The organism is Brevibacterium sp. UCMA 11752 (assembly GCF_021532235.1).
Lineage (GTDB): Bacteria > Actinomycetota > Actinomycetes > Actinomycetales > Brevibacteriaceae > Brevibacterium > Brevibacterium antiquum.
Genome location: NZ_JACBOS010000003.1, coordinates 805,933 through 829,745 on the forward strand (window position 1 = coordinate 805,933; position 23,813 = coordinate 829,745).

General features: G+C 62.3%; 22 protein-coding genes and 3 tRNA genes. 11 read left to right on the plus strand and 14 right to left on the minus strand.

The window, feature by feature from the left end:
• Positions 1-12: 12 nt before the first annotated feature.
• The gene (locus HU144_RS03625) at positions 13-765 is read right to left on the minus strand and encodes a pyrimidine reductase family protein (RefSeq protein WP_235350186.1); all 753 of its coding nucleotides are present in this window, start codon (positions 763-765) and stop codon (positions 13-15) included.
• Positions 766-918: 153 nt separating this feature from the next.
• Here HU144_RS03625 and HU144_RS03630 point away from each other — a divergent pair, with 153 nt between their 5' ends.
• Genes HU144_RS03630 through HU144_RS03640 form a run of 3 tightly spaced genes read left to right on the plus strand, consistent with a single transcriptional unit; the run spans position 919 to position 2,320 of the window.
• Positions 919-1,284, plus strand: a complete 366-nt coding sequence (locus HU144_RS03630; protein WP_198397960.1) for a DUF488 domain-containing protein — start codon at positions 919-921, stop codon at positions 1,282-1,284.
• Between the two features lie 59 nt (positions 1,285-1,343).
• On the plus strand, positions 1,344-1,913 hold the full coding sequence (locus HU144_RS03635) for a DinB family protein (RefSeq protein ID WP_235350187.1): 570 nt from the start codon (positions 1,344-1,346) through the stop codon (positions 1,911-1,913).
• A gap of 50 nt (positions 1,914-1,963) precedes the next feature.
• Positions 1,964-2,320 (plus strand): VOC family protein, encoded by a 357-nt coding sequence (locus tag HU144_RS03640; RefSeq protein WP_235350188.1) that lies wholly within the window; start codon positions 1,964-1,966, stop codon positions 2,318-2,320.
• Between the two features lie 70 nt (positions 2,321-2,390).
• Here the strand turns inward: HU144_RS03640 and HU144_RS03645 are convergent, their stop codons facing one another.
• Entirely contained in the window at positions 2,391-2,660 is a 270-nt protein-coding gene (locus HU144_RS03645; protein ID WP_235350189.1) for a DUF5808 domain-containing protein, read from the minus strand.
• Positions 2,661-2,774: 114 nt separating this feature from the next.
• Between HU144_RS03645 and HU144_RS03650 the strand changes: the two genes are divergently transcribed.
• Both HU144_RS03650 and HU144_RS03655 read left to right on the plus strand, forming a co-directional pair.
• Positions 2,775-3,443 carry a TetR/AcrR family transcriptional regulator gene (locus tag HU144_RS03650; protein WP_235350190.1) on the plus strand — a complete coding sequence of 223 codons (669 nt, stop codon included), beginning with the start codon at positions 2,775-2,777 and terminating at the stop codon, positions 3,441-3,443.
• Entirely contained in the window at positions 3,440-4,684 is a 1,245-nt protein-coding gene (locus HU144_RS03655) for a Cmx/CmrA family chloramphenicol efflux MFS transporter (RefSeq protein WP_235350191.1), read from the plus strand. Before HU144_RS03650 ends, HU144_RS03655 begins: the two co-directional genes overlap by 4 nt.
• On the opposite strand, the gene HU144_RS03660 is transcribed toward HU144_RS03655, so the two are convergent.
• Positions 4,667-5,176 (minus strand): GbsR/MarR family transcriptional regulator, encoded by a 510-nt coding sequence (locus HU144_RS03660; protein WP_235350192.1) that lies wholly within the window; start codon positions 5,174-5,176, stop codon positions 4,667-4,669. The genes HU144_RS03655 and HU144_RS03660 overlap by 18 nt on opposite strands.
• 123 nt (positions 5,177-5,299) lie before the next feature.
• Between HU144_RS03660 and HU144_RS03665 the strand changes: the two genes are divergently transcribed.
• Complete coding sequence (locus HU144_RS03665; RefSeq protein WP_235350193.1) at positions 5,300-6,877, plus strand: GMC family oxidoreductase; 1,578 nt, start codon at positions 5,300-5,302, stop codon at positions 6,875-6,877.
• 67 nt (positions 6,878-6,944) lie between these two features.
• Positions 6,945-8,366 carry an aldehyde dehydrogenase family protein gene (locus HU144_RS03670; protein WP_235350194.1) on the plus strand — a complete coding sequence of 474 codons (1,422 nt, stop codon included), beginning with the start codon at positions 6,945-6,947 and terminating at the stop codon, positions 8,364-8,366.
• Between the two features lie 24 nt (positions 8,367-8,390).
• Here HU144_RS03670 and HU144_RS03675 read toward each other — a convergent pair whose 3' ends face one another.
• A complete protein-coding gene (locus HU144_RS03675; protein WP_235350195.1) occupies positions 8,391-8,990 on the minus strand; it encodes a dihydrofolate reductase family protein in 600 nt (199 codons plus the stop codon).
• A gap of 47 nt (positions 8,991-9,037) precedes the next feature.
• Entirely contained in the window at positions 9,038-9,568 is a 531-nt protein-coding gene (locus tag HU144_RS03680; RefSeq protein WP_235350196.1) for a winged helix-turn-helix transcriptional regulator, read from the minus strand.
• A gap of 77 nt (positions 9,569-9,645) precedes the next feature.
• Here HU144_RS03680 and HU144_RS03685 point away from each other — a divergent pair, with 77 nt between their 5' ends.
• Positions 9,646-10,992, plus strand: coding sequence for an MFS transporter (locus HU144_RS03685; protein ID WP_197679693.1), 1,347 nt, complete (start codon positions 9,646-9,648; stop codon positions 10,990-10,992).
• 136 nt (positions 10,993-11,128) lie between these two features.
• Positions 11,129-12,502: an NAD-dependent succinate-semialdehyde dehydrogenase gene (locus HU144_RS03690; protein WP_235350197.1), complete on the plus strand. Its 1,374-nt coding sequence runs from the start codon at positions 11,129-11,131 to the stop codon at positions 12,500-12,502.
• Positions 12,503-12,648: 146 nt separating this feature from the next.
• Here the strand turns inward: HU144_RS03690 and HU144_RS03695 are convergent.
• The 3 genes from HU144_RS03695 to HU144_RS03705 all read right to left on the minus strand — a co-directional run bounded on the left by HU144_RS03695 (position 12,649) and on the right by HU144_RS03705 (position 13,731).
• A tRNA-Ala gene (locus HU144_RS03695) sits at positions 12,649-12,721 on the minus strand.
• A gap of 24 nt (positions 12,722-12,745) precedes the next feature.
• Positions 12,746-13,270, minus strand: coding sequence for a GNAT family N-acetyltransferase (locus HU144_RS03700; RefSeq protein ID WP_235350198.1), 525 nt, complete (start codon positions 13,268-13,270; stop codon positions 12,746-12,748).
• 11 nt (positions 13,271-13,281) lie between these two features.
• A complete protein-coding gene (locus tag HU144_RS03705) occupies positions 13,282-13,731 on the minus strand; it encodes a MarR family winged helix-turn-helix transcriptional regulator (RefSeq protein ID WP_235350199.1) in 450 nt (149 codons plus the stop codon).
• 162 nt (positions 13,732-13,893) lie between these two features.
• Between HU144_RS03705 and HU144_RS03710 the strand changes: the two genes are divergently transcribed.
• Positions 13,894-15,150, plus strand: coding sequence for an MFS transporter (locus HU144_RS03710; RefSeq protein ID WP_235350200.1), 1,257 nt, complete (start codon positions 13,894-13,896; stop codon positions 15,148-15,150).
• 89 nt (positions 15,151-15,239) lie between these two features.
• On the opposite strand, the gene HU144_RS03715 is transcribed toward HU144_RS03710, so the two are convergent.
• A complete protein-coding gene (locus HU144_RS03715; RefSeq protein WP_235352653.1) occupies positions 15,240-16,688 on the minus strand; it encodes an MDR family MFS transporter in 1,449 nt (482 codons plus the stop codon).
• 431 nt (positions 16,689-17,119) lie between these two features.
• Between HU144_RS03715 and HU144_RS03720 the strand changes: the two genes are divergently transcribed.
• Entirely contained in the window at positions 17,120-17,686 is a 567-nt protein-coding gene (locus HU144_RS03720; RefSeq protein ID WP_235350201.1) for a hypothetical protein, read from the plus strand.
• A 60-nt stretch (positions 17,687-17,746) separates the two neighbouring features.
• On the opposite strand, the gene HU144_RS03725 is transcribed toward HU144_RS03720, so the two are convergent.
• From HU144_RS03725 to gyrB, 5 genes are all read right to left on the minus strand, one after another.
• Positions 17,747-17,822 (minus strand) — tRNA-Ala (locus HU144_RS03725).
• A 151-nt stretch (positions 17,823-17,973) separates the two neighbouring features.
• Positions 17,974-18,047, minus strand: a tRNA-Ile gene (locus tag HU144_RS03730).
• 232 nt (positions 18,048-18,279) lie between these two features.
• Positions 18,280-19,107: a DUF3566 domain-containing protein gene (locus HU144_RS19360; protein WP_235350202.1), complete on the minus strand. Its 828-nt coding sequence runs from the start codon at positions 19,105-19,107 to the stop codon at positions 18,280-18,282.
• Complete coding sequence (gyrA, locus tag HU144_RS03740) at positions 19,104-21,662, minus strand: DNA gyrase subunit A (RefSeq protein WP_235350203.1); 2,559 nt, start codon at positions 21,660-21,662, stop codon at positions 19,104-19,106. Before gyrA ends, HU144_RS19360 begins: the two co-directional genes overlap by 4 nt.
• Positions 21,663-21,771: 109 nt before the next feature.
• A complete protein-coding gene (gene gyrB, locus HU144_RS03745) occupies positions 21,772-23,769 on the minus strand; it encodes a DNA topoisomerase (ATP-hydrolyzing) subunit B (protein ID WP_096168399.1) in 1,998 nt (665 codons plus the stop codon).
• Between the last annotated feature and the right edge of the window lie 44 nt (positions 23,770-23,813).

A 23,813-nucleotide genomic window follows, 5' to 3' on the forward strand; every position in this document is an offset into this window, starting at 1 on the left:
TCAGCTTGCCTCTCAAGCTGCAGGTTGATAGAGCAGATAGAGAAATCCGTCATCGGTGCCGTAGAGGGTTTTCAGTTCGAGTTCGACCGGTGGATCGAACTGGGCACCGCGCAGGATCCTCGTCTCGGTCCCGGCGACCAGAGTCGGGCTGCGGGTCAGACACAGTTCGTCGACTCCTTCTGCCTCCATCAGGTCGGTGAACAGTTGGGGTCCGCCCTCGCACACGATCCGGGCGAATCCACGCGACTGGAGTTCAGCGATCGCCGCGCTCAGGTCCACCGACGATTGACCGGCCACGATCACCTCGGCGACCTCAGCGGCCTGTGCACGTGCCTGAGCGGGTGCGTCTGCGCAGGTGATGAGGATGGTCCGCGCGGAGCGGGGCGCCTCGGTGAACAGCGAGGCTGAGAAATCGAGATCCAAACTGTGTGAGACCACCGCCATGGGTGCCGTGGGGCTGCGATTCTCACGCAGATGCCGCCATTGCGCATCGTCCTCAGCAGGACCGTAGACCTCGGTCCTGGCAGTGCCGGCGCCGACGAGGATGACATCTGCCAATGCCCGGTTGAGGGCGAACAGCTGCTTGTCGATGTCATTGCCGAGACCTCCGGCGTGACCGGCGATGCTCGCAGCCCCATCGACCGAAGCCACGAATACCGCGCGCACCCATTGGTCCACAGCGCGAGGAAATGCCAGGGCCTCCGGCAGGATCACGTCCTTCACCTGGTTGGGGAAGAGCCGATTGATCCTCGGAATCTCAGTCATCGCCACCTCGCATCAGAACATTGGCATTCAGGCGTTGAGTCTACTCGCGAACGGGTCACGACGGGGTCCGAGTCCTCCCTCCTTGCGCCAGAATTCCTCTGTCTTAGACTGAAATCAGCACCACAGCTGCACCATAGAGCGAGGAGGACGATCATGTCAGAGAAGCATCAAGTCCAGGTTCGTCGGATCTACGATGATCCGGTCAACAGCGACGGCACTCGCATCCTCGTTGACCGCATCTGGCCGCGCGGAGTGAGCAAGGACAAGGCCGAACTCGACGACTGGCTCAAGGACCTCGCGCCTTCGAGTGATCTGCGCAAGTGGTACTCCCACGATCCCGATAAGTTCGAGGAGTTCTCCCGGCGCTACCGTGACGAGCTCAAAGACGATGACCATGCCGAGGCGTTCAAGCAGCTCAAGGACTACGCGAAGAAGGGCAAACTGACCCTCCTGACTGCGTCGAAGCGCGACGACATCAGCGACGCGACGGTGCTCAAACAGGTTCTGGATAAGAAATAGTCTCCGGCCGTCACAGCTGCGACACGACTAACCACACCACGACAGGTCAGGGACATGACATGAGCGAAACAGAGCCAGATGCGCAGGGCACCGAGCCCGATACCGATGTCCAGCGCGATATCGAACCGGACACACGAGATTGGGCTGATGTGCTCGAGACCGGGTGCGCCGAGTGCGGGTTCACCGGCGACGAGGATGTCACAGCGGTCCCCGACTATGTCTCGGCTTCCGCTGATGCCTGGAGTGAAGTGCTGACCAGGCCGAATGCCAGTGTTCGTGCCCGATCGGATCGCTGGTCGGATGTCGAGTACGCCGCCCATGTGCGCGATATCCTCGACCTGTTCCGCGAACGCACTTCGCTGATCGTCTCGCAGTCGGCACCGACCCTGCCGAACTTCGACGGCGACGCCGTAGCCATCGCATCCGACTACCGCCACCAGAATCCCGCCGAGGTGGCCCTTGACCTGAGAGCGGCAGCGCTGGCCTATGCGGCCGATCTGGCTCAGATCACCGACGAACAGTGGGAACGCACCGGCTACCGCTCCGATGGACGCGAGTTCACGGTGACCTCATTGACCCGCTATGGGTTGCACGAACTCAGGCACCACCTGCAGGATGTCGGTGTCTGAACCGGCATAGTGCCATTCACAGTCGAGTGTGGAGACATTAATCTGTGGACATGGGACTGGAATGGGAGCAGCTCGTCGTCGATGCCCACGATCCGCATGTGCTCGGCCACTGGTGGGCGAAGGCCCTCGGGTGGATTGTCATCTATGAGGACGAGGACGAAGTGGAGATCAGAGCCGAGGAACACACCCTCTCGGGCCTTCTCTTCGGAGTCGACCCGGAGACCAAGACCGTGAAGAATCGCCTTCACCTCGACTTCCGTCCCGAAGACCAGGCCGCCGAAGTGGATCGACTGCTCGCTCTCGGCGCCCGACGAGCCGATGTGGGTCAGACCGAGGACCAACCCTGGGTTGTCCTGGCCGATCCGGAAGGCAACGAATTCTGCGTGCTCTCGTCTCGCAGGAAGTAGTACGTGGGCGCACCCGGCAGAACAATCCCGGGCCCTGTCTGCCTGACGCCTTCGGTGCCCGAGCTCTACCTCAGAAGAAGGCGCCCCACACCAGAACAGCGATGATGACGAGGATGAACAGCAGCGACCACGGGCTGCCGTAGTTGAGCGACCATCCGATGCCGACGCGCTTCGGAACGAGGAACGAAGGGTCCCGAGGACAGAAGTAGAAGATTCCGAGCTTCCAGTTCGCATCATCATCGCGAAGCTGCTTCCTACGCTCCTTGCTCACTGGGTTCATGCGTGTTCCCTTCTTCGCCGCGGACAGCTCGCCCGGGCCTCCCACTCGGAATAGCGCCATCGTTCCTTGCCGTCACCTTACACCTGTTGTCAGCGTCCAGCGAGGTCAGAACAGTCTAGAACGTGCTCCGAAACTTATTGGACATAAATGTCCAAAATACTCTAGGCTCGCACCATGGGCAGGAAGAAGAGCTTCGACGAGCAGACGGTGATCAAGGCCGCCATCGCCGTCTTCAGCGAACACGGATACACCGGCACCGACGTCGGCCTGGTCTGCGAACGTGCGAACATCGGCCGCTCAAGCTTCTACAACACCTTCGACAGCCTCGATGCCCTGTTCCTGCGGGCACTGCGCGAATACACAGCGTCCGGAACCTCGTTTCGTGAGGAGCTGCGCACAGGAACAGCACCGACCCCGACGCTCATCATGCACCGCCTCGGCGGGGAACTGGCCAAACAATGCGAGGACGATAAGCGGATCGGATGTCTATCAGCCAACACCGCGGCCGAACTCGGTCGCGAGGTCGACGCGGTGTCCACCATCCTCGATCCCGATCGCCAGGCCTGGCTGGAGGCTTACAGCATCGTCCTCGAGCGCGGAAAGGTCGAGGAACATATCCGCCCCGATATCGACACGAAAGTGCACGCGGAGCTCATTTACAGCGTGCTCGCCGGTTTGAGGATCGCTGCTCGGGTCATGCCTGCTGACAACATCCAGGCTCAGGCGAGCGCGTTCATCGAAGCACTGTGCACACCCGAGGGAATCACAGCACTGCACAACCACTTGGCACCCCGCACGTATGCGCCCGGACACCTCATCTCTACCGAAGGCAGCACACAGTGACGACGACTCAGGCAAGAGTCCGTGTCCCGGTTCAGGTCTACCTGCTGGCAACGGTGATCTTCTGCCTCGGCACCAGCGAGTTCATGATCGCCGGAATCCTCGAACCCATCAGTGCGGATCTGCAGGTCAGCATCCCGCAGGCCGGCCTGCTCATCACCGGATTCGCCGTGGGGATGATCGGCGGGGCACCGGCCATGGCACTGCTGACGCTCAAGCTTCCGCGTCGGGCCACCATGATCATCTCGATCATCGCGTTCTCCGCGCTGCACATCCTGGCCGCACTGTCGCCGAACTATTCGATCCTCATGGTCACCCGCGTCCTGGCGGCCATCGCCTGCGGAGGGTTCTGGGCAGTGGCCGCTGTCCATACGACGCGCATCGCCCCCGCCGAGGTGCATGGTCGTGCCCTGGCCAGCCTCGTCGGCGGGCTGACCGTTGCCAACCTCGTGGGTGTGCCCGTGGGTACCTGGGTAGGCACGCAGTACGGATGGCGAGCGACCTTCTGGGCCGTCGCCATCGTCACCGCACTCGCCGCCGTCCTCATCGCGCTCACAGTGCGGAACCCGAGGAATGAAGACACCGGGTCAAGCCAGCATATGCCCACTCTCCTCAAGGCCGAGCTCGCAGCCTTCAAGGGTCCACGAATCTGGCTGGCACTGGCAACGACCGCGCTCTTCCAAGCCTCGGTCTTCGCCGCATTCTCCTATTTCTCGCCCCTGCTCACCCGGGTGGCGGGGATCTCCCACGACCTTGTCCCCGGAGTTCTGGCAGCCTTCGGCATCGGCGCCTTCATCGGAGTCATCGTGGGCGGACGCTTCGCCGATAGGAACGTCTTCGGCAACATCGTCGGCAGCCTCGCGGCCCTGGCACTCAGTCTCTTCGCTCTGTGGCTGGTGGCCGACACCGGCTGGGCGGCGATTGTCATGATCGTCCTCATCGGTGCCAGCGGCTTCTCGATTGCAGGAGCGCTCAATGCCCGGGTATTCCAGATCGCCACTCAGGCGCCGACCCTGGCGGCCAGCGTGAACACCTCGGCGTTCAACGTCGGCAATGCCCTCGGGCCAGCGCTCGGCGCCGCAGTCATCACACTCGGCTGGGGGTTCAAGGCCCCCGTCGTCGTCGCGATCGTCCTCGCGCTGGCCTCCCTGATCGTCGTCGCAGCTACGATCCGAGTCGAACGGGTCTGGAGGTCTCGTATCGGTGTCGCGACGCCCGAAGAGTCCTCAGACGCCGTCGCCTGACGCCTCAGATTCGGAGTATTCCCGGAGCAGCTCCTGAAGCCGATCGGTCATGAAGCGGTAGTACGCTTCCATCTGTTCGACTCGCCGACGCTGGACACTTGGCAGCGTTCTGCCCTGATCCTGCACCGACTCCGCGAAATCCAGCAGTTGAGTCGTTGCCCGATACTGGTGATCCAGACATCCGATCCACGCGTCTGACCTCCAGCGATAGACAAATTGCCGCTGTCCCGGTTCTTTGAACCGTTCGATCACGCCGTTATCGATGAGCAGCCTCGTAGTCTCTGAGACAGAGCCCTTGCTCGCGTCGAGAGCGTCTTGGAGCTGGGCCGTACTCAGCGGTGAGTCGCTGAGCATGAGAACGCCGGCTGCGCGACCTGCCATCGGGGGCCAATTCATTGCCTCGCCGATCCGACGACTGAAACTCTCGATCAGCGACGCCTTCGCTTCCCGGTCGTCTGTGTCTGCGAGCGCCGCCACGTCGAACTCCTTCATAACAATTCATTCTTCAATGAACATTCACTATTGACTGAATGTTGTGATGTACGTCATTGTAGTGGAAGAGCGGAACAGACCGCCACCCACTCCCAAGTTACCCGTTCTCAAGGAAGATGTGACGTGAAAGAAGACAACTGGGACATCATCGTCATCGGCGCCGGCTCCGCCGGGGCGGCATTCGCGGTTCGATCGGCGGAGAAGGGGAAGCGTGTCCTTCTCATCGAAGCCGGGCGTGACTATCGATCGGCAGAGATGCACGAGGCGTGGAGATCACCGAACCCTGCTGTCGCGATCATGGAGCCCGACGCCATAGCAGGAATGATGTGGACCGATCTCAACGCAACCCGCACCGATACTCAGCCCGAAGCAATCTACTGGAGAGGAAAGGGCGTGGGAGGAAGCTCATCGGTCAATGGGCAGATTGCGATCCGCCCGCCGCTCGAGGATTTCGACGAATGGTCGAGGTCCGGGTGCGAGGGCTGGTCGGGTGCGGAGGTCCTGCCCTATTTCTCCAAACTCGAGAAAGACGAAGACTACGGCGCGTACGAATTTCACGGCGACTCCGGGCCCACTCCCATCTACCGCGCGCCGCGCAACAAGTGGGGCGCAGTGGACCTGGCACTGGCCGACTCAGCGTTGGCCGCCGGCCACCCCTGGGCCGCCGATGTCAATGCACCGCAGGCGACAGGAGTCTCTCCCTACCCCATCAACTCTCATGATTCGCGCCGAGTCAGCGTCAACGACGCCTACCTCGAAGGCGCACGTGGGCTGCCGACTCTCACCATCCTCGGCGAGACGATCGTCGACCGCATCCTCTTCGAGGACTTGCGCGCGGTCGGTGTCAGCCTGCTCACCGGGGAGAATTCTGAGACCTGGTATGCGGACACCGTCGTCCTCAGCGCCGGGGTCATCCACTCACCGACGATCCTCCTACGATCTGGCATCGGCCCACACCACCAGCTCGAGCCTCTGGGCATCGACGTCCTCGCCGACCTTCCCGTGGGACAGGGCCTGCAGGACCATGCGATGGCGTCTATCACCCTTCCGCTCAATGAGTCCTCGGGCATCTCGTCACCGGACGATCGCCACACGAATGTGTGCGTGCGCTGGTCCAGCGGCCCGGAAGAGGGAACCGAGACAGTCAGATACAACGATCTGATGTTCGTTTCGATGAACCAGAGCGTGATCTCCATGGCGACGGCGAACACAGGTGCCGAGTACGGCGCCTTCGGGGTCTGGCTCAACCAGGCTGACTCCCGCGGCACGGTCACGCTGACCTCGGCTGACCCTCACGCGCAACCTGCAGTCGCAGAACGGATGCTCTCCGAGACTGGCGACCGTGCCCGACTCCGTGCTGGCATCCGGGCCGCAGTGAAACTGCTCGAGCAGGACGCGACGCAGGCCATCCTCGGAGGATCCGTGAAGGACTGCAATGAGGAACTCTTCTCTGTCCTCGACGACGATGACGCACTGGATGCCCACCTGCTGGCCACTGTCGCCGATGCTCAGCACGGAACAAGCACCTGCCGCATGGGACGTGCCGACGACCCGACCACCGTCGTCGATTCAGACTGCCGAGTGCACGGGATCGAGAACCTCTACATCGTCGATGCATCGATCTTCCCCTCGGTGCCCCGCGCCAACACGAACCTGGCATCGATCATGGTCGGCGAGCTGATGGCCGACCGCATCGACTGACCAGGGCATAGGCAGACTCCGGCACAGCCACCGACCATTTCCCATCATCAGAGGAGACGCGACAATTGTGAAGACACTGCAGAACTACATCGGCGGCATCTGGACCAACTCCCAGGGCCCGAACCGATTGACGGTGGTCAATCCATCGACCGAGGAGTCGGTTGCCGAATTCCCGGAAGGGGCAGCAGCCGACGTCGACCTGGCAGTCGCCTCGGCGAAGACAGCCCAATCGGCGTGGGGGGCGCTGACGGTCGAGGACCGCGTAGCCCGGATCATCCGATGGGCCGATCGTATCGAGGAGCACACCGACGAACTGGCCGAACTCGAATGCCGCGAGATGGGCAAACCCGTGGGCATCGGCCGCAGCTTCATCGCGGCCGGCGTTGGCGGGCTGAAGGCCTCCGCACAGGAGGCGCTGACATACGCATTCGACGCCTCCACCGACGATCCCGACGGGGGTCGCACTCGAGTCATCCGCCAACCGGTCGGCGTGGCCGCCGTCGTGACACCGTGGAACTTCCCCGTCACGATGGTTCTAGGCGCTCTGGGCCCCCTGCTTGCGGCCGGAAATACTGTAGTGATCAAGCCCTCGGAACGCTCACCACTGTCGACAGTGCGACTGTTCGAACTGCTCGACCTTCCCGACGGCGTCCTCAACCTCGTGCTCGGCGACGTCCACGCCGGTGAACCGTTAGCAGGCCACGACGACATCGATCTGGTCCACTTCACCGGTTCAGTGTCCGCTGGGAGGAAGGTCGGTGCCGCGTCAGGACAGGCACTGCACCGTGCAGTTCTCGAACTGGGTGGAAAGGATCCCGTCATCGTCGACGAAGACGTCGATGTTCGGGCGACCGCTGAGGCGGTGGCCTTCGGCTCGTTCGTCAATACGGGACAGATCTGCACATCGATGGAACGCATCTACGTGCATCAGGCCATTGCCGAGGAATTCGTCGTCGAGTTGGTCAAGGCAGCCGAAGCGTACGCCTTCGGCGATGGCCTGCAGGCGGACGTGATGATGGGACCCCTGGTCGACGAGAGGCAGCGGAACATCGTCGGTGACCAGGTGAGCGATGCCGTAGCGAAAGGTGCCACGGTGCGAACAGGAGGTGAAGTCCCCGCCGGGCACGGGTTCTTCTATCCGGCAACTGTCATCACCGATGTCGACTCTTCGATGTCGGTCATGAGTGAGGAGACCTTCGGTCCCATCGCTCCGGTCTCGGTCGTGTCCTCATTCGCCCAGGGGCTCGAGCGTGCGTCGGAATCATCATTCGGACTGGCTGCCACGGTGTACTCGCGCAATGCCGATCACATCGCTCTGGCTGCCAGCATCCCCGCGGGCGTCGTGTGGGTCAATCAGTGGCAGGGCGGTAGCGACGTGCGAACCTATGAGCCGGCCCGAGCCAGCGGCATGGGAGCCACCGGCACGACAGCTGCCTATGACTCAGCTACACGACCATTCACAGTGCACATCGCCCCGGACAGGTCTTGAGTCAACCCAGCCGACGACCGTCTGTCAGCCGTCCCCGGCCCGCTCGAACCGCAACAAGGTCATTCCGCCGGGAAACGCTCGCACCTCGGTGTTCTTCCAGGTGTCCATGGTGAAGTCGGACTCAGAGCCCCACAGGGGCACACCCGTGCCGAGGGTGACAGGGCCGAGTTTGATGATGAGCTCGTCGATCTCCGAACGCAGGCTCGAGGCCAGCGTTCCGCCACCGACGAGCCAGATGTCCTTGCCCTGCTCACCCTTGAGATCGCGGATACGTCCTACGGGATCATCGCTGACGACTTCGACAGCGGACTCCGGGTCGGCCCCGAGGGTCGAAGAGACCACGAGATGCCGCAGATGAGGGTAGGCATCGGACAGTCCTGCGGCCAGGCCGAGTTCGAAAGACCGACGTCCCTCGATGACTGTGTCGAAGTGGATTCCCGGGACCGTAATGCCCATCGCGTCCCTGGCTGGTCCGGGCAGGGTTTCGGGATAATCGGTGCGAATGAAGTCGATGTAGTCATCGGTGATGGGCCACCATCCGCTGGGGTCGCCGCCATCCGGGCCGGCGATGAAGCCGTCGATCGAGAGTGCGACGAAGTACGTCAGCCTGCGGTGCTGGGGCATCGTTGCTCCTCGGCGTCTCTGAGTCAGTTCGGCGATTCTGAATCAGTCTAGACCAGCGTCCCTGCGGGCTGGAGCTTCTCACGGGTGCCCTTCTGTCCCTCCAGGCCCTCGCCGCCCTTCTCGACCTTCCAGGGCTTGACCCAGGTCATCGCCTCGGGCACGAGGACTTCGCCGCAGGAGCTGCAGACTTCACCCTGGATCGTCTCCTGCCCGCAGGTGTCGTGGATCATCGGCATGTGTGCGCCGCCGGCCGGCATCGTGGTGTGCTTCTCACCCCAGACCGCGAGCTGCTGAAGGATCGGCAGCAGATCGGCAGCAGCCTCGGTGGCGGCGTAGCCCTGACGGGTGCGTGCCCCGTCCTGATAGTCGACTCTCTCCAACAGACCGGCCTCGACCATCGAGTGCAGACGCCTGCTGAGGACCGCCTCGGAGATCCGCAGATTCTCGCGCAGTGTGTCGAAGCGTCCGTGTCCGTGGAGCACGTCGCGGACGATGAGCAGCACCCAGGGATCGCCGAGCACGTCGAGAGAGCGCCCGACGGGGCAGAGCGCCTCGGACCAGTCGGATCTCAACGCCATGAGCGTTACCTTTCTTCGTAAGAAGTCTGGTTATACTGCCTCCAGTATAACTTCTTTCAAGAAAGTATGAGGGATCGATGTCGACCACTCCAGTGGGCCCCCCTGGCGCCATGACGAGCAAGCGTCGCCGCATCCACCCCGCCTGGTGGGTGGCCGCAGTCGCGTTCCTCGCACTGCTCGCCGCGGCAGGTTTCCGGGCAGCCCCGGGCGCGCTCATGATCCCGCTCCACAATGACTTCGGCTGGTCGATGAGCGTCATGTCCCTGGCAGTCAGCGTCAATCTCATCCTCTACGGGCTCACGGCCCCATTCGCCGCGGCACTCATGGATCGCTTCGGAATCCGCCAGATCGTGGCGCTTGCTCTCATCCTCGTCGCAGCGGGCGCCGGGGGCAGCGTGATCATGACCGCCTCGTGGCAGCTGCTCGTCTTCTGGGGGCTGCTCATCGGGCTGGGTACTGGGTCGATGGCCATGGTCTTCGCCGCAACCATCGCCAATCGGTGGTTCATCCGCCGCCGAGGACTGGTCATGGGCATACTCACCGCCGGCTCGGCCACCGGCCAGCTGATCTTCCTGCCTCCTGTCGCCGCGATCGCGGAGTCGACGGGGTGGCGTCCGGCTTCTCTGCTCATCGCGGCAGCGGCTCTCGTGGCCGTGCCGGTCGTGTGGTTCGTCCTCCGCGACCGTCCAGAGGACCGCGGTGTCCTGCCCTATGGCGCCGATCCCGAGACCTATATGCCCGACGAGCGGCCCACAGGCGGAGCCGCCAAGCGCGCCTTCGCCGGCCTGACCTTCGCTGCTCGACATCGATCGTTCTGGGCTCTGGCCATTGCGTTCGCCATCTGCGGGGCGACGACCAACGGTCTCATCGGCATTCACTTCATCCCGTCCGCACACGACCACGGCATGCCGACGACCACAGCGGCGGGCCTGCTCGCGGTCGTCGGGATCTTCGATATCGCCGGAACCGTGTTCTCCGGGTGGCTGACCGACAAATTCGACCCGCGCATCCTTCTGCTCACCTACTACACCTTCCGCGGCGTCGGACTCCTGCTCCTGCCCTGGCTGCTCTCGGACATCGTGCATCCGTCCATGGTGCTCTTCATCGTCATCTACGGCCTCGACTGGGTCGCGACCGTTCCGCCCACCTCGGCGCTGTGTCGTGAGGTCTTCGGCGATCGAGGCACGATAGTCTTCGGCTGGGTCTTCGCAGCGCACCAGCTCGGCGCCGCGGCTGCAGCCTTCGGCGCCGGTGTCATCCGCGATGTCTTCGGCGAATACACCTATGCCTGGTGGGGCGGGGCCGTGATGTGCGCTGTCGCTGCCGCCCTGTCATTCGCGGTCAGACGCAATCGTCAGGCACGTGAGAGGACAATCGTCCCCGCCGAGGCGGCTGCTCAGGTGACATCGTCGACCGAGGACTGAGCCACACCCGTTTCATGCGAAGACGGGTCCCCACAGTTCGACCCGATTGCCCTCTTGTCTCACGATGGAGAGGGAATTGCCGGGCCTTTCCGCGTGTTGTCATACTTAGGTGAATCTATTCACGAGAGGACGTCCTATGAGCAAGTTCGCAGTGACAAACGCCAACACCGGTGAGGTTGAGGAAGAGTTCGCTTCCGTCACGAAGGAAGAGATCCCCGGTTACATCGATCGTGCCCACGAGGCTCACCTTTCGTGGAAGGAGACGCCGCTCCATGAGCGCGCGACGATCCTCCGGAAGTTCGCCGACCTCGTCGATGCCAATGCCGACGAGATGACCGACATCATCGGCCGCGAGATGGGCAAGGTCAAGAAGCAGGGACTGGGCGAGGTGGACAAGGTCGCCCGCACGGCACGGTGGATGGCCGATAACGCCGCCACCCACTTGGCCCCCACACACCTCGCAGCAGCGGGTGCGGCCAGCAGCTACGTCCGCCACCAGCCGCTGGGCGTTCTGCTGGGCATCATGCCGTGGAACTTCCCCTATAACCAGATCGCCCGCTTCGTGCTGCCCAACCTCATGGTCGGCAACGCGATCATCATGAAGCAGGCCTCGATCTGCCCGAAGTCCTCGCAGTACTTCGAAGATCTCCTCACCGAGGCGGGTCTGCCCAAGGGCGTGTACCAGAACATCTACCTCGACAGCTCCCACGCCGAGGAGGTCCTCAAGGACTTCCGCGTCAAAGGCTTCTCCCTCACCGGCTCCGAGGGAGCAGGTGCCTCCGTCGCCTCCATCGCTGCGAAGTACTACAAGCGCGCCGTCCTCGAACTCGGCGGCAATGATCCTGCCGTCGTCCTCGACTCCAAGGACGTTCCGGCACTGGCCAAGAAGCTCGTCGGCCTGCGCCTGGCGAACGCCGGCCAGGTCTGCACCTCGCCGAAGCGCATGATCGTCGTCGATGATCTCTACGACGAATTCCTCGCCGAGGCCGTCAAGGCCGCGGAGGCCACCAAGGTCTCGACCTTCGACGACCCGGAGGTCGGCATGGGCCCTGTCTCCTCCGAGGGTGCACTTGATGAGATCGTCGCCATGATCGACAAGGCTGTGTCCGATGGTGCCACTCTGCACACCGGTGGCAAGAAGCTCGACCGCCCTGGTTGGTTCATGTCGCCGGCCGTGATCTCCGACATCGATCCGAAGTCGGACCTCGGCTGCAACGAGCTCTTCGGACCCGCGGTCATGGTCTACCGGGCCAAGGACGAAGAGGATGCGCTGCGTCTGGCCAATGACACCGAATACGGCCTGATGAGCTCGGTCTGGACCGATGACCTCGAAAAGGGAGAGGAATTCGGCGCCAAGATCAACGCCGGCATGACGCTCATCAACTCCCACATGGAATCGGGACCGGAGTACCCGTTCGGCGGCATCAACCGTTCGGGCTACGGCCGCGAGAACGCCCAGTGGGCATTCCAGGCGTTCACGAACGAACACCTGATCCGCGTTCACGCCTGAGACTGAGAGACCAGGGCCTGAGCTCCAGGCCTTGGTCTTCGGCTCAGACACACGGATAAGAGCACAGACAAAGATCCCGCCGACAGCGTCCATATCGCTGTCGGCGGGATCTTCTTTTACGAGTGCTGTCTCAATAGCTTCTCGAGTGGAGGTAAGGGGACTCGAACCCCTAACCCCCTGCTTGCAAAGCAGGTGCGCTACCAATTGCGCCATACCCCCGGAGTACAGGCCGATATTACCCGCTCAGACGCTGACTGCGCAATCGGACGCAAGAGCGAGGGTTCTGCTGCTCACGCGGACTCCAGCCGGTGCCAGTTTCTCCGTGCTGCCGAGCGGGTAGCCTTCGATCACCTCAGCGCCGTTGGCCCAGGCGAATTCGATTGCTCCCCGGAGAATCTGCTGCCCGATGCCCTGCCGTCGCTTCCCTCCGCGTGTACGCAGACAGAAGATCGACCAGGGTTCGACATCATCGACTCTCGGATACTTCTTGGGATCGGCCAGTTCTGCAACCTGTGAGCGAGGTGCCACCGAAGACCACCCGACGACCTCATCCTCGAGATAGGCCAGAATCCCCGGTGATGGCGACTGGGAACACAGATCGTAGACGGCGTCCCTCCTCTCGACGGCATCGAGCCTGGAGGACGCTCTGCCGCCGAGCCGATAGGTCAGACACCAGCAGGCGATGGCATCGGGGCCGCGTTTGGGCCCGAGCATCGTCTCCACGTCATCGAAGCGCTCTGCTGTGGCGGGGAGGATCTGAGCGCCCATGAGCCTCTAGCCTAAGCCTGGGCCACCTCGGAGTGCAGAGCAGTGACCAAAGGCTCCAGCTCCGGCACTTCTACGGCATCGGCCAGCGCCGCTTCGAGAACCCGATCATGCGTCGGGCGGGCCGCGGCGAACAGTTTCCATCCGGACTCGGTGAGTTCGGTGTAGATTCCCCGACGGTCGTCATCGCAGAGGATCCTCGTCAGGAGTCCGCGATCCTCAAGACGGGTGACGAGACGCGTCGTGGCGCTGCTCGAGAGGGCTGCCGCACGGGCCAGCTGCCGCATCCGCATGTGCCAGCCATCCTGCCGGCTGAGCGCGTCCAGGACCGTGTATTCGACGACCGAAAGCTGATGCTCGCGCTGCAGTGAGCGCTCCAGTTCGGTCTCGATCAATGCGTGCAGAGCAGCAAGAGTACGCCAGCCACGAGACCGGATCTCGACCGCGTCATCTCTGATGCCCATGTGTCTCTCCTTCAGATCGCCGTCATCACAGAATACACCACTTGCGCGGATAGAACGCGTGTGCAAGTATTTATTCCGTTGCGTTTGCAACTACTGCATACGCCTTCTATTGCACACGCGCCGAGGTGGTCCGCCGTCTTGGTGCGAAGGGAGATACACACCATGCCACTCGCACTTCTCGCTCTCGCCATCGGCGGGTTCGGAATCGGACTCACGGAGTTCGTCATCATGGGCCTGCTGCCCGAGGTGTCCGCCGACTTCGGAGTCTCCGAGACCGTGGCCGGCTATCTCATCTCGGGATATGCCCTCGCTGTCGCCGTCGGTGCCATCCTCATCACCGTGGCTCTGACCCGCGTCAATCGCAAGGTCGCACTCGTCGTGCTCATGGTTCTGTTCATCATCGGCAATGTCCTCTCCGCTCTCGCACCGAGCTACGACATGATGATGATCGGTCGAATCGTCGCCGCACTCTGCCACGGCGCCTTCTTCGGAATCGGCTCCGTTGTCGCCGCCGGCCTCGTTGCACCACATCGCCAAGCAGCCGCGATTTCAATGATGTTTGCCGGTCTCACCAGTGCCAACGTTCTCGGCGTGCCCCTGGGCACCTTCCTCGGTCAGGCCGCCGGCTGGCGATCGACATTCTGGGTGATCTCCATCATCGGGGTCATCGCACTCGTCGGCATCGTCCTTCTCATCCCGGCGACCGCTGCACAGGCGAGCGACACCGGCAGCATCCTCGGCGAGTTCCGCATCTTCCGGTCCGGGCAGGTATGGGCGTCGATTCTCATCACGATCCTCGGCTACGGGGGGATGTTCGGTGCCTTCAGCTATATGGCCTTCACGCTGACGGGGGTCTCGGGATTTGCCAGCTCATCGGTGCCCTGGCTCCTCGTCCTCTTCGGAGTCGGACTGTTCATCGGCAACTTCCTCGGGGGACGGGCCGCAGACAAGAACCTCGGGGCCACGCTGATCACCCTGCTCATCGGTCTCGTCATCATTCTGGCTGTGTTCTCCCAGGTCGCGGGAAGCCAGATCGCCGCGATCATCGCACTGATAGTCATGGGCGGCTTCGGCTTCGCCACCGTGCCTGCAATGCAGATGCGCATCATGCGTCACTCCAAAGACGCTCAGACGCTGGGATCGGGTGCCAACATCGCGGCCTTCAACGTGGGCAACGCCCTCGGTGCCTGGATCGGCGGAATCACCATCGCCGCCGGCCTCGGCTACGCATCACCACTGTGGGCGGGCTCTCTGGTCACAGCCGCCGGCCTTGTCGTTCTCGTCATCGCCGGTTTCAGCCGGGGCGGAGAGCTGCGTCGCAGTTCAACCGCGCCGGATGCCGGGCGACAAGCAGCAGCCGGGGAGCCGCACACCGTGACCGCGCAGAATGTGACCGCACAGACCGGACAGTCCGCCTGACCAAGCCCTGGTCCTCAACGCGATGCGGCCCAGGTCTGCTGGGCCCTGACGGGTCAGCACACCTGGGCCGCATCGAACCTCAGATCAGATCATTCGGCTGGAGTCTCCGCAGCCGAGTGGACCACCTCGGCGGGGGCGTCCTCCTGGTCCTCGGGCTTCTTGATGAAGAACGAGAGCACCACGGGCACCAGAGCGATGATTGCGGCCAGCAGGAACGCATTGTGCGCTCCCGGCGCACCCGACTCCGCAACGGAACGTCCTGCGGCCTCACCCGAGTGCAGCGCGGAGGAGTAGATCGAGATGAGAAGCGCGGTTCCGGCAGCTCCTGCCACCTGCTGCATGGTGTTGAGCGCAGCGGATCCATGCGAGTACAGCTTGCGATCGAGCGACCCCAGGGAGGCGGAGAACAGGGGCGTGAACGACGCGGCCAGTCCCAAAGACATAACTGTCTGGATGACGACGAGGACCCAGGTCGGACTGCCCACGCCGACCAAAGAGTACGCGAACATCGATGCAGCGATCATGATCGATCCTGGCACCAGCAGGGTCCTGGGGCCTCGTGCGTCGTAGATGCGGCCCATGACGGGAGCAAGGACGCCCATGAGGATCGATCCCGGCAGAAGGACGAGACCGGACTGGGTGGCGTTGAGCCCGGCAACGTTCTGCAGGTAAAGCGGAAGCAGGGAGAAGGTACCGAACATGGCCAGTGCGACGACGGCCATGATGATGACCGCGATGACATAGTTCTTCGCGGAGAAGACGCGCAGGTCGAGCAGCGCCCGATCCTCCTTCTGCAGCATCAGCTGTCGCCAGGCGAACAGGGCCAGGAAGACGAGTCCGGCGGCGATCGCAGTCCACGCGAAGCCGGTTGATGAGCTTCCTCCCGCATCGCCGCCATGTCCTCCGCCGAACTGGCTGAGGCCGAAGACGATTCCGCCGAAGGCGAAGACGGAGAGAACGACGGAGACGTAGTCGATCGGTGCGTGGGTGCCCTCACCCAGGTTCGTCATCCACTTCGCGCCGAGCCCGAGTGCGATGACTGCGATCGGCAGGACGATGGCGAACAGCCAGCGCCATCCCAGAGAGTCGAGCACGATGCCCGACATCGTCGGACCGATTGCCGGTGCGAGTGAGATGACGAGGCCGACTCGGCCCATCATGCGACCGCGTGAGTGTGCTGGGACGACATTCATCATCGTCGTCATCAGCAGGGGCATCATGATGCCGGTGCCCGCTGCCTGGACGACGCGTCCGATGAGCAGGACGGTGAATCCGGGAGCCACGAGGCAGATCAGGGTGCCCGCGGAGAACAGGATCATAGCCGCCAGGAAGATCTGGCGGGTGCTGAAGCGCTGCAGGAGGAATCCGGTCGTCGGAATCACGACGGCCATGGTGAGCATGAACGCACTGGTCAGCCACTGGCCGAGCTCCGGCGGGATCCCGAGCGAAGCGTTGAGCTCTGGGATTGCAATGGCCATCGTCGTTTCGTTGAGGATCGCGACGAAAGCGGCCACCAGGAGCAGCCAGATCACCCGCATTCCGGCAGGATCGATGGATTCAGCCTGTGCGTCGTTCGCACGTGAGTGAGAGGTGTCGCTGGACAAGGGGGTGCTCCGATCAAAGGGTCTGTCATCGCCCGGACTGGGCGGGAAGCTGCTCACAGCAGCCAACTGTGCGTGCAGACAGGGGTGTCAACGAGAATACACTCCAGCTTATTCCGTCGGCACCGAATTGTCGGTGGGGAAAACCTCAATCTGCACCGCTGACTTCAACTATCATCTCATCCGGTCAACAACTGGCCGATGAACGGCAGGTGCCGAAGACGCAGACACTCCCTCACAGTTCACTGTGCACCCTTCACCAGCGGCGAAGTCCGCTCAGGGCAGTTGTTAGCGTCGATATTGGAGGAACAGTGCTTCCCATCACAGTGCTTCTAATCACAGTGTCACGCGGAACGAACGGATGAGGAATGAACCTGAAAACCGCAATCACGAAGACCTTGGCGGCAACGACGATTGCCGGCGCATCCCTGGTCGGCACCGGCACCTCTGCCACCGGCGCTGAGGCCTCGACAGCCACCGTTGGCGGAACACGAGTCGAGGCCGGGCAGGGCGTCTCAGCGGCTCCATCGGCCGAAGTGAAGTTCGACAGCATCGGAGACTTCCTTCACCACTATGAGGGTCAGGGCCTTGCGAACTCGCAGGGCACGTTTCAAGGGGAGTGCGTGAGCCTGATCTCCCGCGCCCTGGAGGAAGTCCATGGCGTCGACCACAGCGCCTGGGGAAATGCCGTGGACTATCAGAAGGGCGGCATCGGCGGTCAGCACATGGCGGCGAGCGGATTCAATTGGCACACGGACCAGAAGTTCGAGAATGGTGACATCCTCGTCTGGGGCGATGATGCCGAGACCAGCGTCTACGGCCATATCGGCATCTACTACGAGGGACAGGTCTGGCAGCAGAACTACAACGGCGATCGGACCCTTCATGCCTTCGACGGTGAGATCGACGCATACTTGGGCTACTGGCGAGCCTGACAGTTCCCCTCCAGAACGACGTAGGCTCCGAACCTTACTGGTTCGGAGCCTACGTACTTCTGGTGGAGGTAAGGGGACTCGAACCCCTAACCCCCTGCTTGCAAAGCAGGTGCGCTACCAATTGCGCCATACCCCCAGAAGGGAATCACCTTCACACCGAGTCGGTGTGTTCGGACCATTCGGCTTGGGCACTTTGATTCTTGTGCCGCCACCCGAAGAATGCACCGAGTCCCACAAGTGTGAGACCACTGAGAATCCATTTCTTCATGATCCTCCTCGAAAGGATGTGGGCCTACCTGGACTTGAACCAGGGACCTCTTCGTTATCAGCGAAGCGCTCTAACCGCCTGAGCTATAGGCCCTTTTCAGGGGGTGAACCCGAAGTAAAACGATACCCAACGGCTCATTCCAACACAAATCGGCTGACAGTGACTCGCCTCACATGACCTCATCATACTCTGAGATCGGCCCTGAACCGGCTGACAACGGCTCGGAATTCCCGAGTTGGGATTCCCGAGCCGCCGTCGGCTTCTGGAGTCAGGGCGGGGCAGATGAGCCCCGAACCAGGCTGCTGCAGGTCTCAGCCGTCGGTTATCAGTCGTCGGTCAGCGTCAGATGGAATCCACCCGCGATGAGGGATCCGATGTTGTAGATGAACGCAGCCAAAGTCGACAGGGCAGTCATCAGTACGATGTTGATGACCGCGATGATGAAGCCGGCTGCCACGACTCGGCCGAATCCGAAGATCCCGACAATCTTCTCAGCCGATTCCGCGCCAGCAACTTCGGAAATCGTCGATTCCAGACCGCTCATGACGCCGGTGGCCTGGAGGACGACCCAGAGCACGACGAAAGCCACGATGGTGGCGATGCCGATGGCCACGGACATGAGGAACGACATCTTCATGACCGACCACGGGTCCACCGCCGATACGGTGAGGCGAACAGTGCGCGGGCCCTTTTTCTTCTTATTGCCCTTGCCGCTGTCGACCATGTTCTTGACGCCCATTTTCACGCTGCCGGAGCTGGCGCGAATGGTGTTGGCCGCTGATCCCATCGCCGAGGTGGCAGGGCCGCTTCCGGACGATGCCTTCTGTGACCCGGTTGCCTGGCTCAAAGGCGCGGAGCCGCCTGCAGCAGGTCCGGACGGGGACTGTCCAGCCGCAGCTGAACCTCCTGAGGACTGCCCGGCCGAAGGAGCCCGGTTGGGTTTCGGAGAGGCTTTGGGGGCAGGAGGAGCCACCACCCGGGTCTTATCGGATGACTTGCCCGAATTCCCGGAGCTGCCCGAACCCGCCGAGTTTCCGGAGCCGGCCGCAGGATCAGCCTTCTCCCCGTTTTTCGACGATCCTGCCGTCAAGCGGGTGGAACCACTGGACGTGCGTATGATCTTGCCTGAGCCTGGCTGTTTGTTGTCGCTCACTCTTCCACATCCTCGCTGCCGGTCTGAGGCTCTGCGTCCTCACCCTCCGGATCCTCAGCTTCTTCGTCAAGTTCTTCGACCACAGTCTCGGGTCCACGCGTTACTGCGATAATACGATCATTCTTGCCCGGTTTCGCGAACACCACACCCATCGTGTTGCGTCCCTTAGCCGGAACTTCATCGATATTCGACCGAACGATCTTACCGCGCTCCATGACGACGAGGACTTCTTCTCCCTCATCGACGATCAGTCCACCCACCAAGTCTCCGCGCTGCTCTGTGATCTTGGCAACCCGAATTCCCAGGCCGCCACGGCCCTGCAGACGGTATTCGTCGACCGGCGTCCGCTTCGCATAGCCGCCCTCTGTCACGACGAAGACGAAGGTGTCGGGCTGGATGACGTCCATGGTCAGGAGCTCGTCATCACCCTTGAACTTCATTCCTGTCACACCGCCGGTGACTCGTCCCAGTGGGCGAATCGAGTCGTCGTCGGCTGCGAACCGGATCGACATTCCCTTGCGGGAGATCATCAGGAGGTGGTCCTCGGAGCTGACGATCCGTGCCGAGACCAGCTCATCCGGCTGGCCCTTGTACTCACGGAGGTTGATCGCGATGACGCCGCCCGTGCGGTTCGAGTCGTACTCACTCAGACGGGTCTTCTTCACGACACCGGACATCGTGGCCAGGATGAGGAAGTCAGCCTCTTCGTAGTCTCGGATGGAGAGCACCTTGGCGATCGTCTCACCCGGCTGCAGAGCAAGCAGGTTCGCCACGTGCTGGCCCTTGGCATCCCGTGATCCTTCTGGGAGCTCGTAGGCCTTGGCCCGGTACACGCGACCGGTGTTCGTGAAGAACAGCAGCCAGTTGTGTGTGGAGGTGACGAAGAACTGCTCGACGACATCGTCTCCGCGCAGGTTTGCACCCTTGATGCCCTTGCCACCACGGTGCTGTGCCCGGTACAGGTGGTTCTGGGTGCGCTTGGCATACCCGCCGCGGGTGATGGTGACGACGACCTCTTCCTCAGGAATCAGGTCTTCCATCGACACATCTCCGTCGAATCCAGCCAGGATCTTGGTCCGGCGGTCGTCACCGTAGCGATCGACGATCTCGTCGAGTTCTTCCGAGACGATCTCACGCTGACGGGCGGGAGTCGCGAGGATGTATTTGAACTCAGCGATCTGCTGTTCGATCTTGTCGGCCTCTTCCTGGATCTTCAGGCGTTCCAGGGCGGCGAGGCGACGCAGCTGCAGATCGAGAATGGCATTGGCCTGAATCTCATCGACCTCGAGGAGCTCCATCAGACCAGTGCGAGCTTCGTCTGATGACGGTGAACGACGGATCAGAGCAATGACCTCGTCGAGGGCATCGAGTGCCTTGAGGTAGCCGCGCAGGATATGCGCGCGCTCCTCGGCCTTGCGCAGACGGAATTCGGTGCGCCGGACGATGACTTCGATCTGGTGCTTGACCCACAGGCGCAGGAACGAGTCCAGGCTGAGGGTGCGCGGTACGCTGTCGACGATCGCCAGCATGTTCGCAGAGAAGTTCTCCTGCAGCGAGGTGTGCTTGTAGAGGTTGTTGAGCACGACCTTCGCCACCGCATCGCGCTTGAGCACGATGACCAGACGCTGTCCGGTGCGTCCCGATGACTCGTCGCGGAGGTCTGCGATGCCGGCGACCTTGCCGTCTTTGACGTAGGAGGCGATCTTCGCGGCCAGGGTGTCGGGGTTGACCATGTGCGGCAGCTCGGTGACGACCAAGCAGGTGCGTCCCTGGATCTCCTCAACCTCGACGACGGCGCGCTGCGTGATCGAACCGCGGCCGGTGCGGTACATGTCCTCAATGCCCTTGCGGCCCAGGATCGTCGCGGCCATCGGGAAGTCGGGGCCTTTGACGATGCCGAGCAGCGCCTCCAGTGCCTCTTCCTTGCTGACTTCGGGGTGGGCGAGAAGCCACTGAGCTCCAGCGGCGACCTCACGAAGGTTGTGCGGCGGGATGTTCGTGGCCATACCCACGGCGATACCAGAGGAACCATTGACCAGCAGGTTCGGGAACCGCGAGGGCAGAACCGTCGGCTCTTGGTTCCGACCGTCGTAGTTGTCTTGGAAGTCGACAGTGCCCTCTTCGATGTCCCTGACCATCTCAAGGGCCAGAGGAGCCATCTTGCACTCGGTGTAACGAGGCGCGGCAGCACCGTCATCTCCTGGTGACCCGAAGTTACCCTGGCCGGCGACGAGCGGGTAGCGCATCGTCCATGGTTGCACGAGGCGGACCATCGCATCGTAGATCGCACTATCGCCGTGCGGATGGTACTGGCCCATGACATCGCCGACGACGCGTGAGCACTTCGAGAAGTTGCGGTCCGGGCGGTAGCCGCCGTCGAACATCGCGTACAGCACGCGCCGGTGGACGGGTTTGAGTCCATCGCGGACGTCCGGCAGGGCACGGCCGACGATCACGCTCATCGCGTAATCGAGGTACGACCTCTGCATCTCCAGATTGAGATCAACCTGTTCGACACGGTTGATTTCGGTTCCGATATCGTTTTCGTCAGCCAATGTGGGCTCTTCCCTTGTGTCTTAACCCGCGCAGCACGGCGGTGAGTGAATTCGTGAGAGTCTGTGTGACCGTCGGCTCCCGGCAACGGCCGAGAACCGACGGTGAGGATCAGATATCGAGGAAGCGAACGTCTTTCGCGTTCTCTTGGATGAAGCGTCGACGCGAATCCACGTCATCGCCCATGAGCACCGTGAAGATCTCGTCGGCCACAATCGCATCGTCGAGCGACACCTGCTTGAGCAGCCGGTGGTCAGGATCCATCGTGGTCTCCCACAGCTCCTCATAGTTCATCTCGCCCAGACCCTTGTAACGCTGAATCGCCATGTCCTTGGGCAGACGCTTGCCAGAGGCTCGTCCGGTTTCGAGCAGACCATCGCGCTCGTTGTCGGTGTAGGCGAACTGGTGCGGGGCGTTCGACCACTTGAGTCGATACAGCGGAGGAGTCGCCAGGTAGACGTAGCCGTGTTCGATGAGCGGCTTCATGTAACGGAAGATCAAGGTCAGCAGCAGCGTCGTGATGTGCTGGCCGTCGACGTCCGCGTCGGCCATGAGCACGATCTTGTGGTAACGCAGCTTGTCAAGATCGAACTCTTCGCCGATGCCGGTGCCGAAGGCCGTGATCATGGCCTGGACCTCGTTGTTGCCCAGAGCCCGGTCGAGTCGGGCCTTCTCGACATTGAGGATCTTGCCGCGCAACGGCAGAATCGCCTGGGTATTCGGATTGCGCCCCTGTGTTGCGGAGCCGCCTGCGGAGTCACCCTCGACGATGAAGACTTCGGAGATCGTCGGATCTTTTGACTGGCAGTCCTTGAGCTTGCCTGGCATGCCCGAGGATTCGAGCAGTCCCTTACGCCTCGTGGCTTCACGGGCCTTGCGAGCAGCCAGTCTCGCCTGGGATGCCTGGAGACCCTTGCGCACAACGTCCTTGGCCTGAGCCGGGTTGGATTCCATCCAGTGGCCGAGTTCATCGCGGACAACGCGCTGGACGAAGCCCTTGACCTCGGAGTTGCCCAATTTCGTCTTCGTCTGGCCCTCGAACTGCGGATCGCCGAGCTTGACTGAGATGACAGCTGTCAGCCCCTCACGGATGTCGTCACCGGTGAGGTTGGCGTCCTTCTCCCGCAGAAGTTTCTGTTCCCGAGCGTAGTTGTTGATCAGCGAGGTCAAGGCCGTGCGGAAGCCCTCTTCGTGCGTGCCGCCCTCATGGGTGTTGATGACGTTGGCGTAGGTGTGGACCGATTCGCTGTAGGACGTCGTCCACTGCATCGCGATCTCGAGGGAGAGCGTCTCGCCGGGCTCCTCGGACTCGAAGACGATGACATCCGGGTGGATGAGATCGGCCTTCTTCGTCGCATTCAGGTACTGCACGTAGTCGAGCAGACCGTGTTCGTAGTGATACGTCGCCTCACGCGGTTTGGCGTCTGTCTCTTCGTCCTCGTCGATCTGGACGTTGTCGTCGTCGATCTGAACGTGCCGTTCATCAGTCAGGCTGATCTTCATGCCCTTGTTGAGGAACGCCATCTGCTGGAAGCGCGCGCGCAGATACTCATACGAGAAGTCGGTGGTCTCGAAGATCGTCGAGTCCGGCCAGAAGGTCACCATCGTGCCGGTCTCGGAGGTCTCGTCGCCGCGGCGAAGCTCCCCGGTGGGAACACCCTTCTCAAAGTCCATATTCCACACGTAGCCGTCGCGTCGGACCTCGACCTCCAGGCGCTCGGACAGCGCATTGACCACAGTCGAACCCACACCGTGCAGACCGCCGGCCACAGCATAGCCGCCTCCGCCGAACTTACCGCCGGCGTGCAGGATGGTCAGGATCACCTCGACGGTGGGCTTTCCCTCTGTGGGGTGCATCGCCACCGGCATTCCACGCCCGTCATCGACGACTCTCACACCACCGTCGGCGAGGATCGTCACCTCGATGTGATCGCAGTACCCGGCCATCGCCTCATCGACGGAGTTGTCGACGATTTCCTGAACCAGATGGTGGAGACCGCGTTCCGAAGTCGAACCGATATACATGCCAGGTCGTTTGCGAACTGCTTCGAGACCCTCAAGTACCGTAATATCCCCGGCATCGTAATGGGGTAGATCCTCGGTCGTCATATGACTCCTAGTGCGGGTGGGCGCTAACAGCTTCCTATTCTACC

Bases quoted from the DNA above. Each gene is read 5' to 3' on its own strand.
- HU144_RS03690 (WP_235350197.1), top strand. From the start codon at position 11,129: ATGAGCAAGTTCGCAGTGACAAACGCCAACACCGGTGAGGTTGAGGAA.
- HU144_RS03640 (WP_235350188.1), top strand. From the start codon at position 1,964: ATGGGACTGGAATGGGAGCAGCTCGTCGTCGATGCCCACGATCCGCAT.
- gyrB (WP_096168399.1), bottom strand. From the start codon at position 23,769: ATGACGACCGAGGATCTACCCCATTACGATGCCGGGGATATTACGGTA.
- HU144_RS03700 (WP_235350198.1), bottom strand. From the start codon at position 13,270: ATGGGCGCTCAGATCCTCCCCGCCACAGCAGAGCGCTTCGATGACGTG.
- HU144_RS03645 (WP_235350189.1), bottom strand. From the start codon at position 2,660: ATGGCGCTATTCCGAGTGGGAGGCCCGGGCGAGCTGTCCGCGGCGAAG.
- HU144_RS03635 (WP_235350187.1), top strand. From the start codon at position 1,344: ATGAGCGAAACAGAGCCAGATGCGCAGGGCACCGAGCCCGATACCGAT.
- HU144_RS03715 (WP_235352653.1), bottom strand. From the start codon at position 16,688: ATGCGGGTGATCTGGCTGCTCCTGGTGGCCGCTTTCGTCGCGATCCTC.
- HU144_RS03720 (WP_235350201.1), top strand. From the start codon at position 17,120: ATGAACCTGAAAACCGCAATCACGAAGACCTTGGCGGCAACGACGATT.
- HU144_RS03650 (WP_235350190.1), top strand. From the start codon at position 2,775: ATGGGCAGGAAGAAGAGCTTCGACGAGCAGACGGTGATCAAGGCCGCC.
- HU144_RS03675 (WP_235350195.1), bottom strand. From the start codon at position 8,990: ATGCCCCAGCACCGCAGGCTGACGTACTTCGTCGCACTCTCGATCGAC.
- HU144_RS03710 (WP_235350200.1), top strand. From the start codon at position 13,894: ATGCCACTCGCACTTCTCGCTCTCGCCATCGGCGGGTTCGGAATCGGA.
- HU144_RS03680 (WP_235350196.1), bottom strand. From the start codon at position 9,568: ATGGCGTTGAGATCCGACTGGTCCGAGGCGCTCTGCCCCGTCGGGCGC.
- HU144_RS03630 (WP_198397960.1), top strand. From the start codon at position 919: ATGTCAGAGAAGCATCAAGTCCAGGTTCGTCGGATCTACGATGATCCG.
- HU144_RS03625 (WP_235350186.1), bottom strand. From the start codon at position 765: ATGACTGAGATTCCGAGGATCAATCGGCTCTTCCCCAACCAGGTGAAG.
- HU144_RS03705 (WP_235350199.1), bottom strand. From the start codon at position 13,731: ATGGGCATCAGAGATGACGCGGTCGAGATCCGGTCTCGTGGCTGGCGT.
- HU144_RS03660 (WP_235350192.1), bottom strand. From the start codon at position 5,176: ATGAAGGAGTTCGACGTGGCGGCGCTCGCAGACACAGACGACCGGGAA.
- HU144_RS03685 (WP_197679693.1), top strand. From the start codon at position 9,646: ATGTCGACCACTCCAGTGGGCCCCCCTGGCGCCATGACGAGCAAGCGT.